This window comes from Niabella sp. (genome assembly GCF_030150205.1).
GTDB lineage: Bacteria > Bacteroidota > Bacteroidia > Chitinophagales > Chitinophagaceae > Niabella.
Genome location: NZ_JASLGT010000034.1, coordinates 1 through 13696 on the forward strand (window position 1 = coordinate 1; position 13696 = coordinate 13696).

The 13696-nt window shown below is 44.6% G+C and carries 12 protein-coding genes, 1 tRNA gene and 2 rRNA genes; 11 read left to right on the forward strand and 4 right to left on the reverse strand.

Annotated features, from left to right (window positions below; all coding sequences use genetic code 11):
• The 6 genes from Q1V85_RS24225 to Q1V85_RS24250 all read left to right on the forward strand — a co-directional run.
• A 23S ribosomal RNA gene (locus tag Q1V85_RS24225) occupies window positions 1-153 on the forward strand; the annotation flags it as partial.
• A gap of 81 nt (window positions 154-234) precedes the next feature.
• Window positions 235-346: ribosomal RNA gene (gene rrf / locus Q1V85_RS24230) — 5S ribosomal RNA — on the forward strand.
• Window positions 347-998: 652 nt separating this feature from the next.
• Complete coding sequence (locus Q1V85_RS24235) at window positions 999-2030, forward strand: nucleoside hydrolase (RefSeq protein WP_300604485.1); 1032 nt, start codon at window positions 999-1001, stop codon at window positions 2028-2030.
• A 33-nt stretch (window positions 2031-2063) separates the two neighbouring features.
• Complete coding sequence (locus tag Q1V85_RS24240; RefSeq protein WP_300604488.1) at window positions 2064-2204, forward strand: hypothetical protein; 141 nt, start codon at window positions 2064-2066, stop codon at window positions 2202-2204.
• A 194-nt stretch (window positions 2205-2398) separates the two neighbouring features.
• Window positions 2399-3943, forward strand: coding sequence for an alpha-L-arabinofuranosidase C-terminal domain-containing protein (locus Q1V85_RS24245; protein ID WP_300604491.1), 1545 nt, complete (start codon window positions 2399-2401; stop codon window positions 3941-3943).
• Window positions 3944-4055: 112 nt separating this feature from the next.
• A tRNA-Pro gene (locus Q1V85_RS24250) sits at window positions 4056-4129 on the forward strand.
• A gap of 201 nt (window positions 4130-4330) precedes the next feature.
• Here the strand turns inward: Q1V85_RS24250 and Q1V85_RS24255 are convergent.
• Window positions 4331-4843 carry a hypothetical protein gene (locus Q1V85_RS24255; RefSeq protein WP_300604494.1) on the reverse strand — a complete coding sequence of 171 codons (513 nt, stop codon included), beginning with the start codon at window positions 4841-4843 and terminating at the stop codon, window positions 4331-4333.
• A gap of 57 nt (window positions 4844-4900) precedes the next feature.
• On the opposite strand from Q1V85_RS24255, the gene Q1V85_RS24260 reads away from it, so the two are divergent.
• The 5 genes from Q1V85_RS24260 (at window position 4901) to Q1V85_RS24280 (ending at window position 9871) form a co-directional block, all read left to right on the forward strand.
• Window positions 4901-5452: a DUF2147 domain-containing protein gene (locus tag Q1V85_RS24260; protein ID WP_300604497.1), complete on the forward strand. Its 552-nt coding sequence runs from the start codon at window positions 4901-4903 to the stop codon at window positions 5450-5452.
• A gap of 39 nt (window positions 5453-5491) precedes the next feature.
• Window positions 5492-6436, forward strand: coding sequence for an NAD-dependent epimerase/dehydratase family protein (locus Q1V85_RS24265; RefSeq protein WP_300604500.1), 945 nt, complete (start codon window positions 5492-5494; stop codon window positions 6434-6436).
• A gap of 24 nt (window positions 6437-6460) precedes the next feature.
• Window positions 6461-7372, forward strand: a complete 912-nt coding sequence (locus tag Q1V85_RS24270; RefSeq protein WP_300604503.1) for a helix-turn-helix transcriptional regulator — start codon at window positions 6461-6463, stop codon at window positions 7370-7372.
• Window positions 7373-7461: 89 nt separating this feature from the next.
• On the forward strand, window positions 7462-8154 hold the full coding sequence (locus tag Q1V85_RS24275) for a type 1 glutamine amidotransferase domain-containing protein (RefSeq protein WP_300604507.1): 693 nt from the start codon (window positions 7462-7464) through the stop codon (window positions 8152-8154).
• A gap of 298 nt (window positions 8155-8452) precedes the next feature.
• Window positions 8453-9871 carry an MmgE/PrpD family protein gene (locus tag Q1V85_RS24280; protein ID WP_300604510.1) on the forward strand — a complete coding sequence of 473 codons (1419 nt, stop codon included), beginning with the start codon at window positions 8453-8455 and terminating at the stop codon, window positions 9869-9871.
• Window positions 9872-9944: 73 nt separating this feature from the next.
• Here the strand turns inward: Q1V85_RS24280 and Q1V85_RS24285 are convergent, their stop codons facing one another.
• The 3 genes from Q1V85_RS24285 to ahcY all read right to left on the reverse strand — a co-directional run bounded on the left by Q1V85_RS24285 (window position 9945) and on the right by ahcY (window position 13661).
• Window positions 9945-11279, reverse strand: a complete 1335-nt coding sequence (locus Q1V85_RS24285) for a Gfo/Idh/MocA family oxidoreductase (RefSeq protein ID WP_300604513.1) — start codon at window positions 11277-11279, stop codon at window positions 9945-9947.
• Window positions 11280-11314: 35 nt separating this feature from the next.
• On the reverse strand, window positions 11315-12115 hold the full coding sequence (locus Q1V85_RS24290; protein ID WP_300604516.1) for a DUF1080 domain-containing protein: 801 nt from the start codon (window positions 12113-12115) through the stop codon (window positions 11315-11317).
• 217 nt (window positions 12116-12332) lie between these two features.
• Window positions 12333-13661 carry an adenosylhomocysteinase gene (ahcY, locus tag Q1V85_RS24295; RefSeq protein WP_300604519.1) on the reverse strand — a complete coding sequence of 443 codons (1329 nt, stop codon included), beginning with the start codon at window positions 13659-13661 and terminating at the stop codon, window positions 12333-12335.
• Window positions 13662-13696 lie beyond the last annotated feature (35 nt).

The window sequence follows — 13696 nt, forward strand, 5'->3', positions numbered from 1 at the left end:
CAGGATAAACGCTGAAAGCATCTAAGCGTGAAACCTGCCTCAAGATGAGTTTACTTTTAAGGGCCGTCAGAGACTATGACGTTGATAGGCTACAGGTGTAAAGGTGGTAACATCAAAGCCGAGTAGTACTAATTGCCCGTACGCTTTAATTTTTTTTAGATCTCTTCTAACAGTTTTTTCCAATATGTTAACTTATTGGCTTCGGCAGGCTCAGCCTGACAAAGCTAAAGATTTTATGGTGGTTATACCAAGGGTGTTCACCTCTTCCCATACCGAACAGAGAAGTTAAGCCCCTTATGGCCGATGGTACTGCACCACAATGCGGGAGAGTAGGTAGCTGCCATTCTTATTGAACCCTTCAGTTTTACTGGAGGGTTTTTTTTTGCCTATGACTGTAGGTATCCCGATACGCTTCGCTATCGGGACTCAGTCGCGCTGCTCCTTCGGCTGCCATTCTTATTGAGAGCCTCACAGAAATGTGAGGCTTTTTTTTGTTTATTGAAGTAGCTATCCTTCTGGCTTAGGGAGACAGGAAGGACTGGTGGAACATAAACATAAATAGGCGCATAAATGATGCCGGGGAAATGCCGGCCGGTTTAACCCGGCACCAAGGTCTTTTGGTTGTCATGCCCGCTTTTCCTTCATAATTGTCTTATTTTCCTTCGATTTTTATTTTTAATTTATTGATATATAATATACTGCCTTTATATTTCGAAGACTTTCCTGATTTGAAATTATTAAATTTAATTGAACCTTGTTTTAAGTAGTGTTCTGAAACTTTTAATTTCATTTCTGTATTGGTAAATTAGATAGGATGAAACGAATATGTCTACCAGGAACGCCACGATTTATTCCTTTCTGTAAAGGAGCCCGAAACTGCATAATTTGTTAATGTGGTATAGAGTTTCATAGGTGGCTGCTATTTTTGAAACCGCAAAATAAGAACCTGCCCCGGAACCCTGGCTGGTAATCTGTTTCATGACTAAAAATAAATAACGATGAAAATGCGAACGATTACTTTATACCCGCTGCTATGCCTGTTGCTTTATGGTACCCCGGTACACAGTTTGGCAGGAACAGAAGGGAGCCGGGATGCCCGGAACAACAAGAAGGTGCGTGTTATTTTTGATACGGATATGGGGCCAGACTATGATGATGTAGGCGCTATTGCTATGCTCCACGCTTTTGCAGACAGCGGGTATGTAACTATTTTGGGTACCATTGCCAGCACAAAATATGAAGGGGTAGCAAGTGTACTCAATATTTTCAATACCTATTTTCACCGGCCAGGCATCCCGGTTGGTGTTCCCCGGCAATGGGCATACACCGGTAAGGATCCGCAGCACTGGACCGATTCGTTAATTGCCCGGTATCCGCATACCATTAAAACCAATGCGGAGGTTCCGGATGCAGTGAGCCTGTACCGGAAATTACTGGCAGAACAGCCGGACAACAGTGTGACCGTTATTACGGTTGGATTTTTTACCAACCTGAATAACCTGGTGCATTCGGGGCCTGATCAGTATTCCCGTTTAAGCGGGCTTGAGCTGGTAAAAAAGAAAGTAAAAAACCTGGTGAGTATGGCCGGAAAATTTCCGGAAGGGAAAGAATTCAATGTATATAAGGATGCTGCTGCCGCGTATGAGCTTTTTAAGGTATGGCCCAAACCTGTATTGTTTTCCGGCTGGGAGATCGGTCAGCAGATACAGACAGGATTGAAGCTGGTCAATGATGCCACGATCAGCAACAGCCCGGTAAAGGACGCATACCGGATATCCATCCCGCAGGCAGCGTCCGATCAGAATGGGCGCATGAGCTGGGATCAAACTGCTGTATTGATAGCGGTTAAGGGATATAGCAATTTCTTTGAAATCCAAAAGGGAACGATTGAAGTAGAGAAAGACGGCAGCAATAAATGGATCAATAAACTGGAGGACAAGGCCGCTTACCTTACTCCCAAAATGCCCTATGAACAGCTTGCTGCATATATAGAGCAATGGATGATGCACCGTCCTATTAAACAACAATAAAGCCGATATGGCTGGAGATGAAAAGAAGATAACGTGTACAGGAGCCGGGAAATGATCTCGGTAAGCGAGGTGCATTATTCAAAAGCAACCAGCTATTTTGATAGTCCGGTATATAGCCTGCCGGCAGATGCAGAAAGCAGCAATATGAATATTTTTTTGCAGACCTCGGTGTGATGGAGAAAAGACCGGGCTCGTTGGCACTACTGCGGGAATAACGGACGTGCTGAGGAATAATCTTGCCCGGTAACCGGCTTGTATTGCCGGGAAGGAGCCGGCTCTTCAAAAAGTATTTGGAGTAATCCACAGGAAGCTGTATTTTTAGATTAATTGTTAAATGAACAATTAATAAGTAATCTAAAAACGATTAAATGAAACGAAGCCTGCTTTTTTTTGTATGCCTGTCAATTGCAATGCTTTTGAATGCGCAGCGGGAGGGTACTGTTACCCTTCAATTAAAAGATACACAAACCATCATCAGCCGTCATATTTACGGTCATTTTTCAGAACATCTAGGACGTTGTATTTATGACGGTTTTTGGGTAGACCCGGCGATGAATGTGCCCAGGAAAGACCGGATTCGTCTGGATGTAGTGGAGGCATTAAAGAAGATACGGATTCCCAATTTGCGCTGGCCTGGCGGATGTTTTGCTGATGAATACCACTGGAGGGATGGTATTGGCCCCCGGAATGGCCGGCCGAAGATGATCAATACGCATTGGGGCGGCGTAACAGAAGATAATAGTTTTGGTACCCATGAATTCCTGGAACTTTGCGGCCTGCTGGGCACGGAACCATATATTGCGGGAAATATAGGCAGCGGAACCGTAGAAGAAATGTCAAAATGGGTAGAGTACCTGAATGCTTCGGGTGAAACGCCCATGACCCGGTTACGAAAGGAAAATGGAAAGGATGGTCCCTGGAATGTAAGCTTTTGGGGGGTAGGAAATGAAAGCTGGGGTTGTGGTGGTAATATGACGCCGGAGTATTATGCCAACGAATACCGGCGTTATGCAACTTTTGCCCGGAACTATCCCAATGCACCGTTAAAGAAAATTGCGGCAGGTGCCAACTCTGCAGATTATAACTGGACGGAGGTGGTTATGAAAAATATTCCCCGGCATATGATGTGGGGGCTCAGTCTTCATCATTATACCATTCCTACCGGGAATTGGAATCATAAGGGATCTGCTACCAGCTTTGATGAAAAGGAATATTTCAATACCATGAAGAGTTGTCTTTTCATGGATGAATTGGTAACCCGGCATGCGGCCATTATGGACAAATATGATCCGGAGAAACGCGTGGCACTGGTAGTAGATGAATGGGGAATATGGACGGATGTGGAACCGGGTACCAACCCGGGATTCCTGTATCAGCAGAACAGTCTGCGGGACGCATTGATTGCAGCAACCACCCTGAATATTTTTAATAATCATGCAGACCGCGTCCGGATGGCCAATCTGGCTCAAACGGTAAATGTACTGCAATCGCTGATTCTTACAAAGGGAGCAGACATGCTGTTAACGCCCACTTATTATGTATTTGACCTGTATCAACAGCATATGGATGCTAAGCGGGTGCCACTTAAAATTGAAACACCGGAATATACAAATGAAGGACAACGGCTTCCCGCAGTGAATGCTTCGGCGTCCATTAATGCAAACGGACGTCTGTGCATTACCCTGGTGAATATCGATCCCACAAATGACCGTGCAATCCAGGTACCCTTGTCCGGAGTAGCCTACAAAAAAGTTAGCGGAACAATACTAACCAGCAAAGCTTTTACAGATATCAATAGCTTTGAAAATAAAAAGAAAGTTGTTCCGGCGCCATTTACCGGTGCACAGCTAAAAGGACAGCAACTTACGGTGCAATTACCCCGGCTCTCTGTGGTACAGCTGTTGCTGGACTAGCCGGGGAAGCGCCTTCAGAAGGATATTCAAAAAACGACCGTTGCAAATATTTGGAAATAATTCATCTGATCCATCTATAATTTCAAAACTTATTTTATATTGTGCCCCCTTTCGGGATGTAGCGCAGCCCGGTAGCGCGCTTCGTTCGGGACGAAGAGGCCGCTGGTTCGAATCCAGTCATCCCGACAACCTTCATTGATTTTCAATGAGCATGAGTAAAGGTAGTTAAATAGGTAGCACCATTTAACTACCTTTTGTTTCGTTTGGGCATTATAAAAATTGCGCTTCCTGAATAATAGGATTTCGTTTCGATAGATGTTCCTCCACATTAACAGTATGAAAGTAGGCAGCTAACGGAGGGGCGGAGGCCTGCCATTCAAGCCCTTGTCAATTTGATATTTCTAAGTTTTCTATCCATTGTCTTGCTTGTGCCGGGTCCGGAAAGAAATGCTCATTGTTACTGCTGAATTTTGTTTCATACAAGTCCATTTTTGTTTCATCCTGATGTGCGTGTGCAGCGCCAACACATTTTATCCCTCTTATGTTCCTGTACGTTATTGTCCTGGCTTCTTCCTCAAACAAATCAAGGTAACCTTCTTTCCAACCATATCCAGCAAGTGTTAGAGGAACAACGCCTCTGAATCTTTTATGTGCGTCAATGTTTGCCGCTTTAAATCCATACATATTGATAAAGATTTTAAACGTTGAGTTGTCTGCAAGTTGCTCCAACCTGTCCTTGAATGATTGTGCCCATTGTTCAACGTCCGTCTTTTCAAGTTCCCCGCTGATGTGCGTTACAACCAATTTTTTGTTTGGATAGTAATTAGTTGCTGTGATCTTTGGCGTTGTCATTTCGCTGTTATTTTTTGTCTGCTTAATCTTCTTAGTGTCGTTCTTCACTTACTGCCAACGTTTAAATATATGCAATAATAGTTGAAGCCGAATCTGTCCGGTGATATGATAAAACAACTTTCCTGTAGCCCGCGTACGCTCAACAGAGATTTTGTTACAACTTCCCTTAATTGGGATACACTGGTACTGGTATTTCTACGGAACTTTGTACTACGAAAGATTAAACGTATGCGCGTATTAAAAATTTCAATAGTAACTGTGTTCTTGTTTCTGTATACAAATGCCATTGCTCAACCAACCGGTGCGGATCAGATTATTGGTCTTTTCGTTACGGAAGGCGGCAAAGGAAATGTCCGCATAAACAAAGCGGGTAACCAATATTTTGGCACCTTGATATGGACAAATGTTCCTGACGCAAAGGATATCCATAATCCCGACAAGCGTAAACGGAATAATAAAATAGCCGGTACGGTTATCCTGAAAAATTTTGTTTACACTGAAAATAATGTTTGGGAAAACGGTACCGTGTATGACCCCGAAAGCGGCAAAACCTGCAGTGGGAAGATCACATTAAAAAAGAACGGAAGCCTTCAGCTACGTGGATTTGTAGGAATCGCTGCGTTTGGAAGAACCACTGTATGGCAGCGGATGAAATAAAACATGGAAACGTTTAATGTTGTAAAAATCTGAAAGGTTATGCAAACAATATTAGGAGCCAATGGACAAATTGGTGAAGAACTGGCAAGGGAGCTTAAAAGGAATTTTACCGCTGATATACGGGTCGTAAGCAGAAATGCGAAAAAGGTGAACGATACCGATTCGATTTTTTCGGCCGATTTATCCAATAGGGAAAAAGCGATAGAGGCTGTAAAAGGCAGTGAAATTACCTATTTTACCCTGGGGCTTCCCATTAGCTCCGGTTTATGGGAACAGCAATTTCCGTTAATCACCCGGAATGTAATAGAGGCTTGTAAGATCAATGGAACAAAGCTGGTGTTTTTTGACAATACCTATATGTATCCGCAGGATGACAAGGTGCTGACGGAAACCACGGCCTTTGCTCCGGTAGGCAGAAAGGGAAAGGTAAGAAAGGAAATGGCTGAGATGGTGCTGGGGGAAATACAGTCAGGCAAGTTAGAAGCCGTGATTTGCCGTGCGCCTGAGTTTTATGGCCCGGGTAAAACACAAAGCATTACCAATACGTTGATATTTGACAATATCCGGGAGGGAAAAAGGCTAAAAGTGCCAATAAGTGCCGATAAAAAAAGAAGCCTGATCTGGACGCCGGACGCAAGCCGTGCAACCGCGTTAATTGGGAACACTCCCGAAGCATTCGGACAAACCTGGCATTTGCCAGTTGATGAAAGTCATCCCACTTACGAGGAATTTATAACATTGGCAGAGACTGTTTACGGGCGGGAGTTAAACTATGCAGTTGTACCAAAATTTGCTTTTAAGATCGGCGCTCTTTTTAATGAACGGATAAAAGAATTGCAGGAGCTGCTTCCCCGGTACGAACATGATAATGTGTTTGATGATGCAAAATTTAGAAAGTATTTTCCTGCATTCCAGGTAACAACTTACCGGCAGGGGATGGAACAGATTAAACAGGAACAACTGCCGGCAAAAAAAGAAAAGTAGTAATTTAGGATATAAAATCAGAACATGAAGGCTCCGGAAAAAGTTTCATCCATCAGCACATTGCATCAGCTTTTAGGGTTGAAGAAGCCCGCCAACCCGCTGATCAGTGTGTTTGATTTTGACGATGTAAAGCTGGAGCGCGAAACGATCCTGAGTGCCGTTACAACAGACTTTTATGTAGTAGCGTTAAAGAAAGATTGCGCGGGCGGAAAATGTAAATATGGTCAGCAATATTATGATTTTGATGAGGGGGTTATGTACTTTATTGCGCCCCGCCAGGTGCTGCAGTTTGAAGATGTACTGCTGAACGGAGTAAAAGGATTTGTATTGGTTGTTCATCCCGATTTTTTGCTGGGTGCTCCTTTAGCATCTAAAATCGGAGGCTACGGTTATTTTTCCTATGCAAGTAATGAAGCGTTATTTCTTTCAGAGAAAGAAGAAAAGTCTGTTATGGATATTATACAAAATATTCGCGGCGAAATCGATGCCAATATGGATGCCTTTACGCAGGATTTATTGGTTTCAAATATCGACTTGTTATTGAAGTATTGCGACCGTTTTTATAACCGCCAGTTTATGACCCGAAAAAAAGTGAACAGTGATTTACTTACAAGACTGGAAATGCTGCTGGATGATTATTTTAAACAAGACCAATTAGCGGTTAAGGGAATTCCTACTGTTCAGTTTGTGGCTCATGCATTGCATCTGAGCCCTAATTACCTCAGTGATATGCTGCGGGTACAAACCGGTGAAACCACACAGCAACATATACAAAACCGGGTGATCGAAAAGGCAAAGGAATTATTAGCCACTACAGGAATGTCGGTGTCCGAAATCGCGTATCATTTGGGATTTGAACACCCGCAATCCTTCCATCGCTTGTTCAAAAACCGGACCTCTGTTTCGCCAGCGGCATTCCGGACCTCATTTAATTGACCTTTGTACGAAGTGATTGCCTTCTTTCATTGAACCGGCAGCCGGAGTAGAATCGTTTGACAAAAAGGGACAGATAAACATATCATCAAATGAAGAAAAAACTCTTATTAATCGTAACCAATGTAGACGCGTATGCCAGCGGAAGGTTAAAGACCGGTTTATGGCTGAGCGAATTGACCCATATTTATCATAGCGCGAAGGGGAAAGGCTGGGATATTGTTATAGCCAGTCCCCGGGGTGGGCATGTGCCCATTGATCCCGAAAGTCTGAAACCATTAGTGCTGGATAAGATTTCTAAAGACTGTTATGAAAGCCCGGCTTTTATGGATGCATTGAATCACTCTCAAAGTTTAGAAGCCGTAAAGGATGAAGCCTTTGATTGTGTGTATTTGGCAGGCGGACATGCAACGATGTATGATTTCCCGGATAATGTTGTGCTGCAATCGATCATCCGCAACCAATACGGGAAGGGAGGAATGGTAGCGGCTATTTGTCATGGTGTAGGTGGGTTGCTGAATGTGAAACGATCAGACGGGGAATACCTGATCAAAGGAAAAGCGATGACGGGCTTCGACTGGTTTGAAGAAACGCTGGCGAGAAGAAAACGGGAAGTGCCGTTTAACCTGGAGGCTGCCATCAAAGAAAGAGGCGCCGATTTGAAAAAGGCCTGTATACCCATGACGTCTAATGTAGTGGTAGATGGAAACCTGGTTACCGGTCAAAACCCTTTTAGTTCAAAGGAAATGGCAAAAGTGGTTGTACGTGAACTTGAAAAAAGCTGAAATACTAATATTCAAGGACAGATCATCGCTGATAACTGTAGATAATAGTACACAGTCTGAGCATTTTTTATCAATGCCGGAGCAATAACCGGTAACTGCACCGGTTTAATCCGGTTCATTTTCAATAGCATAAAAAGAAGTAGGGGCGTGCAGTCATTAAGGCATAAACCTTGTTTATTGATTGCTGCATCTGGTCTGATCAAAAATAACTATTTGACAAATAGACGGAAGGGATCAGATGAATGCCTGGTTAAGCAGATGACGAAAGGTTCAGAAAAGCGGATAACAAACTGTTTGAATGAAAAAAACACTTCAAAATAATCAGATCGCGGAATTTGCCTTAAGTGCTTCGTTTGATGATATAGGACAAAAGGATGTGGCACAGTTAAAGCGGCATCTTCTGGACGCATTGGGTTCCTTTTTCTTTTCTTTAGATAAGGAGCCGGTTCTGAAATTGGTCAGGCAGCAGCGCATACTTTCTGACGGCGGTAATTGCATTACGCCCTATGGAAGAAAACTGCCTGCAGATCGCGCGGCACAACTTTACACCGCACTGATCCGTTATCCCGACTTTATGGATAATTTTATGGGTAAGGAGGCAACCTGTCATCCAAGTGATAATATCGGGGCACTGATGGCGGTAAGCCAGCTTCGGAAAACGTCGGGAAAGGAATTCCTGGCTGCCATGGCCGTAGCATATCAGTTAGAATGCCGGCTGGTAGAAGAGATTCCCGTTATGAAAGAGGGGATCGACCATACACTGTTGCTGGGTTATTCGATAACCGCAGGTATTGCCCGGCTTTTGGCGATGACTCCCGAACAAACTGCTCATGCGCTTGGTATAACTGGAACTTCCATCAGCCCGATGGTTACCAGCCGGGCCTCTTATACATATGAATGGAAGGGATTTGCTTCTTCGCTGGACGCCTTAGATTGCGTTGGAATTGCATTGCTGGCGCAGCAGGGCATGACGGGACCCATTGCTTTATTTGAGGGACCCAAAGGCTTTGACGAAGTATTTGGGATGAAATTGGATTACGATTGGGCCCGGGAATCCTTTGATTTGATTTCTAAATGCGTGCTTAAACGCTATAATGCAGAAGTACATGCACAGGCCAGCCTTGAGGCGGCAGATGAACTCAGGGAGGAACATCGTTTTGATTGCCGGAACATTGCAAAAGTTGATATTACCACCTTCCTTACCGCCTACCATATCATTGGCTCCGGTGCATACGGAAACCGCAAAGATGTACAAACCAAGGAGCAGGCAGACCATAGTTTGTTTTATACAACAGCCGCGCTTTTATTAGATGGGGAGCTTACGCCGGCTCAATTTGCACCCGCCCGTATTTTAAAACAGGATGTGCAGCAGCTATTACAAAAAGTACAGGTTCGAACGGGATTGCCCTTTCATAAGCCGGTAATGGTTGCCGGAATGCTGGATCCTTACACTGTTGCATATCCGGATAAAATGAAAACAAAGGTGGTGATCGAACTTGAGAATGGTGAATCGTTCAGCAGGGAGAAAGAAGATTATTATGGTTTTTATACAAGGCCCTTTAGCTGGGAGGATACCGTAAAAAAGTTCCGCCTTTTGAGCCGTGCTATTTTATCAGAGGAACAAAGCAAGGATATAATCGATACGGTTGCGGAGCTTGAGCACCTAAATTTTAATGAATTAATCAAACACATCGATCTCAAAATAAACAAGCAATAAAAAGAGCCCCGGACTACAATCCGGGGCTCTTTTATATAAATGTTCTTACTTAACAATGCGAACCGGAACCATATTAAACGGTACCGCCTGATATAAATTTATTGGCCTTCGCCTCCTTAAACCGGGCAAGTTTGCCATCCCAATGCAATGTTTCGTTGGGGAACCGTGCAGCGATCACACCCAGCAAGATCACCTCTGTCAGTTTTGCGGAGTACGAGAACGGCGCGCTGCATTTAGCTTTACCCAAACAGGCATCCACAAACTCGTGGTAATGCTTGGGTGTTTCGGCATCATAGCTGGTAGTGGGTTTGCCTGCTGTTCCATCCGGATCGAATTTTTTGATGTCGATCGGTTCAAACTTGCCATCAACGATCAGTTTGGGCAGTTGCATAAAGTGTGGTAATAACAAGCGTTGCCCGTTTTCGCCGATAAACATAGCTCCCTGATCGGGTAATGCTTCACCGCCCGGGAGCTCCAGTTCGGATTGTGCTTCCGGTGCTCCTTTACCATCATACCATACCCACTCAAGGGTTTTAGCGGTATAAGGTGTTTCCGGGAATACATACGTTACATGGTTTTTTTCGGGATGACCAAATGCATTGGGAGCCCGGCATTCGTTTTTAACTGTTAATGGTACACTTAATTTTAATGCGTTGTACGGAGTATCAAAAATATGAACGCCCATGTCGCCCAGGGTGCCGCATCCATAATCGATGCATTTTCTCCAGTTGCCCGGGTGGTAAAGTCCTTTCTTGTATGGGCGTTTCTTTGCAGAGCCCAGCCACAGATCCCAGTTCAATCCTTCTGGTACCGGATCGCTTCCCTGGGGCTCTGCACCGTCATAGCCCCATACTTTGGGCGACCAGGCAATTACTTTTTTTACTTTTCCAATAATGCCTTTTTGAATCAGGATGGTTGCCAGCTTATAATCGTAGAAGGAATGTACCTGGATACCCATTTGCGTTACCAGTTTCCTTTGAGCGGCCACAGCATCCATTTTCCTGGATTCGGCTATATAATGGGTTAATGGTTTCTGGCAGTATACGTGTTTATTCAGTTCCATGGCCATCAGCGATACAGGCGCATGCGCATGGTCGGTTGTAGATACCACTACCGCATCAATATCTTTTCCCATGGTTTTAAACAGTTCCTTATAATTGGTAAACGTTTTTGCATTGGCATGTTCAGCCTTTGCTTTATCCAGGGCGTTCTGGTCTACATCACAAAGCGCTACGATTTCCACCAAAGGGTGAGAAGCGATTGCCAGCAGGTCATTGGAGCCCATTGAACCCAATCCGATCTGGGCAACTCTTAATTTTTTCCCGGCGTAGAGTGCAGATGCGGGAAACGGAAGCATAAAAGCGATCGTTCCGGCAGCAGTAGCTTTTATAAAACTTCTTCTTTTCATATGTGTATTTTTATTTTTATAGTTTATTCAAATGATTATTGCAATGGTTTAACGTGAATGTTTTTAAACCACAAAGAACTTCCGTGGTACTGGAGGCCGATAAAACCGGTTTTGAAAGTTCCATACAGATCGGCCTTTGCCCATTTCCCTGCTTTTTTACGGGCATACCAATCTTCGGACCAGGGCTCAAAGCTCAATAGTTTTACGCCGTTCAGCCAATGTTCGGTACGGCCGGGTGCTACTACGATCTTTGTGGTATTCCACTGGCCCACGGGGTGGAGCAGTTTATGCGCTTCGTCGGTTGTATGCATGGCATAATCGGCACCGGTTTTTTGCCAGTCTTGCAATTGTTCCGGGTGCTCCGCTCCAAACTGCGCGTTGTAGCTTTTCAGATCGGGGTGCATGCTTGCAAAATTTTCATCATCGATCAGCTGGTACTCCGGGCTGATGCTGGATGGGGAGCCATGTCCTTCTTTTACATGATAGAAGATTCCGCTATTGCCGCCCTTTGCGATCTTCCAGTCGATGGTTAGTTCAAAGTATTCAAATTCCTGGCCGGTAAAGATCACGTCACGCCCGCCTTTATACGAAGGATCGGGTTTGGCTTCATTGTTCATCCACAGCATTCCGTCACTGATCGTCCAGCCCGGAGGTAGCCGGTTGCCATCGTACCCCCGCCATTTAGATGCATTGTTTTTATCCAGCAGGTTGATCGTTTTTTGACGACTCTCAAAAGAAACCGGTGTCGGTTTACCGTTTAACAGACCGGGAGTCTTTGACCCGGATATGATAAAAGCGGGAATTACGAATAGATACAGCGAAGGAAATAATTTCATAAAGCGAAATGATTGGCAAGAAATGAATAAATACTTATTCTTTTTTGAAACAGTCGCTAAAATAGTAAAATAACTTATAAAATCGCCAGATAAATTAGCGTACTAACGTTTGAAAGTGGTGTCTTTAATCAAAGTCCCTGGCGCCGAAGCAGGGCATCCGGAAAAAAAAAGCCGCATTCCAATCAGGAATGCGGCTTTGAAGAATATAAAAACAGGCTTAATATCTGTAGAGTTCCGGTTTGAACGGACCTTCAGCCGGAATGCCCAGATAAGCCGATTGGGCAGGGGTTAAGGTATCCAGTTCCACGCCTATCTTGGCCAGGTGTAAGCGGGCTACCTTCTCATCCAGGTGCTTGGGAAGTACATATACTTTGTTCTCATATTGATCGTTGTTGGTCCACAATTCAATCTGAGCCAGGGTTTGGTTAGAGAAGGAGTTGCTCATTACAAAGCTGGGATGACCAGTGGCGCAACCCAGGTTTACCAGGCGGCCTTCCGCCAGTAAAATGATGTCTTTCCCGTCAATATTGTAAAGATCTACCTGGGGTTTAATGGTATCCTTGGTTTGACCATAATGCTGGTTCAGCCAGGCTACATCAATCTCAATATCAAAATGTCCGATATTACAAACAATGGCTTTATCTTTCATCGCTTTAAAGTGCTCGCCGGTGATCAGATCGCGACATCCGCTGGCAGTAACCACGATATCCGCTTCCTTCACGGCGTCGATCATTTTCTTTACTTCGTAGCCATCCATTGCTGCCTGAAGTGCACAGATCGGGTCAATTTCAGTTACAATCACCCGGCATCCGGCTCCGCTTAAAGATGCAGCAGATCCTTTACCCACATCTCCATACCCACCTACAACAGCTACCTTTCCGGCCAGCATTACGTCGGTGGCGCGACGGATCGCATCTACCAGTGATTCTTTACAACCATACTTGTTGTCGAACTTGGATTTGGTTACAGAATCATTCACATTGATGGAAGGCATCGGAAGGGTTCCTTTGGCTACCCGCTCATATAAACGGTGTACGCCGGTTGTGGTTTCTTCGCTGATCCCTTTTACATGCTGTACCAGCTCAGGGTAGGTATCCAATACCATATTGGTAAGGTCACCACCATCATCCAGGATCATGTTTAACGGACGGTCTACACCACCAAAGAACAGGGTTTGTTCAATACACCAGTCTGCTTCCTGCTGGGTTTGGCCCTTCCAGGCAAATACCCCGATTCCTGCAGCGGCAATAGCTGCAGCAGCATGATCCTGTGTAGAGAAAATATTACAGGAGCTCCATTTTACTTCAGCACCCAGGGCTACCAGTGTTTCAATCAATACCGCGGTTTGAATGGTCATATGCAAACAGCCGGCAATGCGTGCGCCTTTTAACGGCTGTGAACCGGCATATTCTTTACGGATACTCATCAAACCGGGCATTTCTGCTTCGGCCAGCCTGATTTCTTTGCGGCCCCATTCGGCGAGGCTGATATCGGCAACTTTGTATTTCAGGTCAAAGTCTATCTGGGATTTTGTTACAGTGGACATATTGTGTATGTTTTTAAACCGCAAAGATAAGACTT

What these genes read in the sequence shown, in the direction of transcription:
- Q1V85_RS24270 (WP_300604503.1), top strand. Translation starts at nt 6,461, where the DNA reads ATGAAGGCTCCGGAAAAAGTTTCATCCATCAGCACATTGCATCAGCTT.
- Q1V85_RS24290 (WP_300604516.1), bottom strand. Translation starts at nt 12,115, where the DNA reads ATGAAATTATTTCCTTCGCTGTATCTATTCGTAATTCCCGCTTTTATC.
- Q1V85_RS24280 (WP_300604510.1), top strand. Translation starts at nt 8,453, where the DNA reads ATGAAAAAAACACTTCAAAATAATCAGATCGCGGAATTTGCCTTAAGT.
- Q1V85_RS24260 (WP_300604497.1), top strand. Translation starts at nt 4,901, where the DNA reads ATGATAAAACAACTTTCCTGTAGCCCGCGTACGCTCAACAGAGATTTT.
- Q1V85_RS24285 (WP_300604513.1), bottom strand. Translation starts at nt 11,279, where the DNA reads ATGAAAAGAAGAAGTTTTATAAAAGCTACTGCTGCCGGAACGATCGCT.
- Q1V85_RS24245 (WP_300604491.1), top strand. Translation starts at nt 2,399, where the DNA reads ATGAAACGAAGCCTGCTTTTTTTTGTATGCCTGTCAATTGCAATGCTT.
- ahcY (WP_300604519.1), bottom strand. Translation starts at nt 13,661, where the DNA reads ATGTCCACTGTAACAAAATCCCAGATAGACTTTGACCTGAAATACAAA.
- Q1V85_RS24235 (WP_300604485.1), top strand. Translation starts at nt 999, where the DNA reads ATGAAAATGCGAACGATTACTTTATACCCGCTGCTATGCCTGTTGCTT.
- Q1V85_RS24265 (WP_300604500.1), top strand. Translation starts at nt 5,492, where the DNA reads ATGCAAACAATATTAGGAGCCAATGGACAAATTGGTGAAGAACTGGCA.
- Q1V85_RS24275 (WP_300604507.1), top strand. Translation starts at nt 7,462, where the DNA reads ATGAAGAAAAAACTCTTATTAATCGTAACCAATGTAGACGCGTATGCC.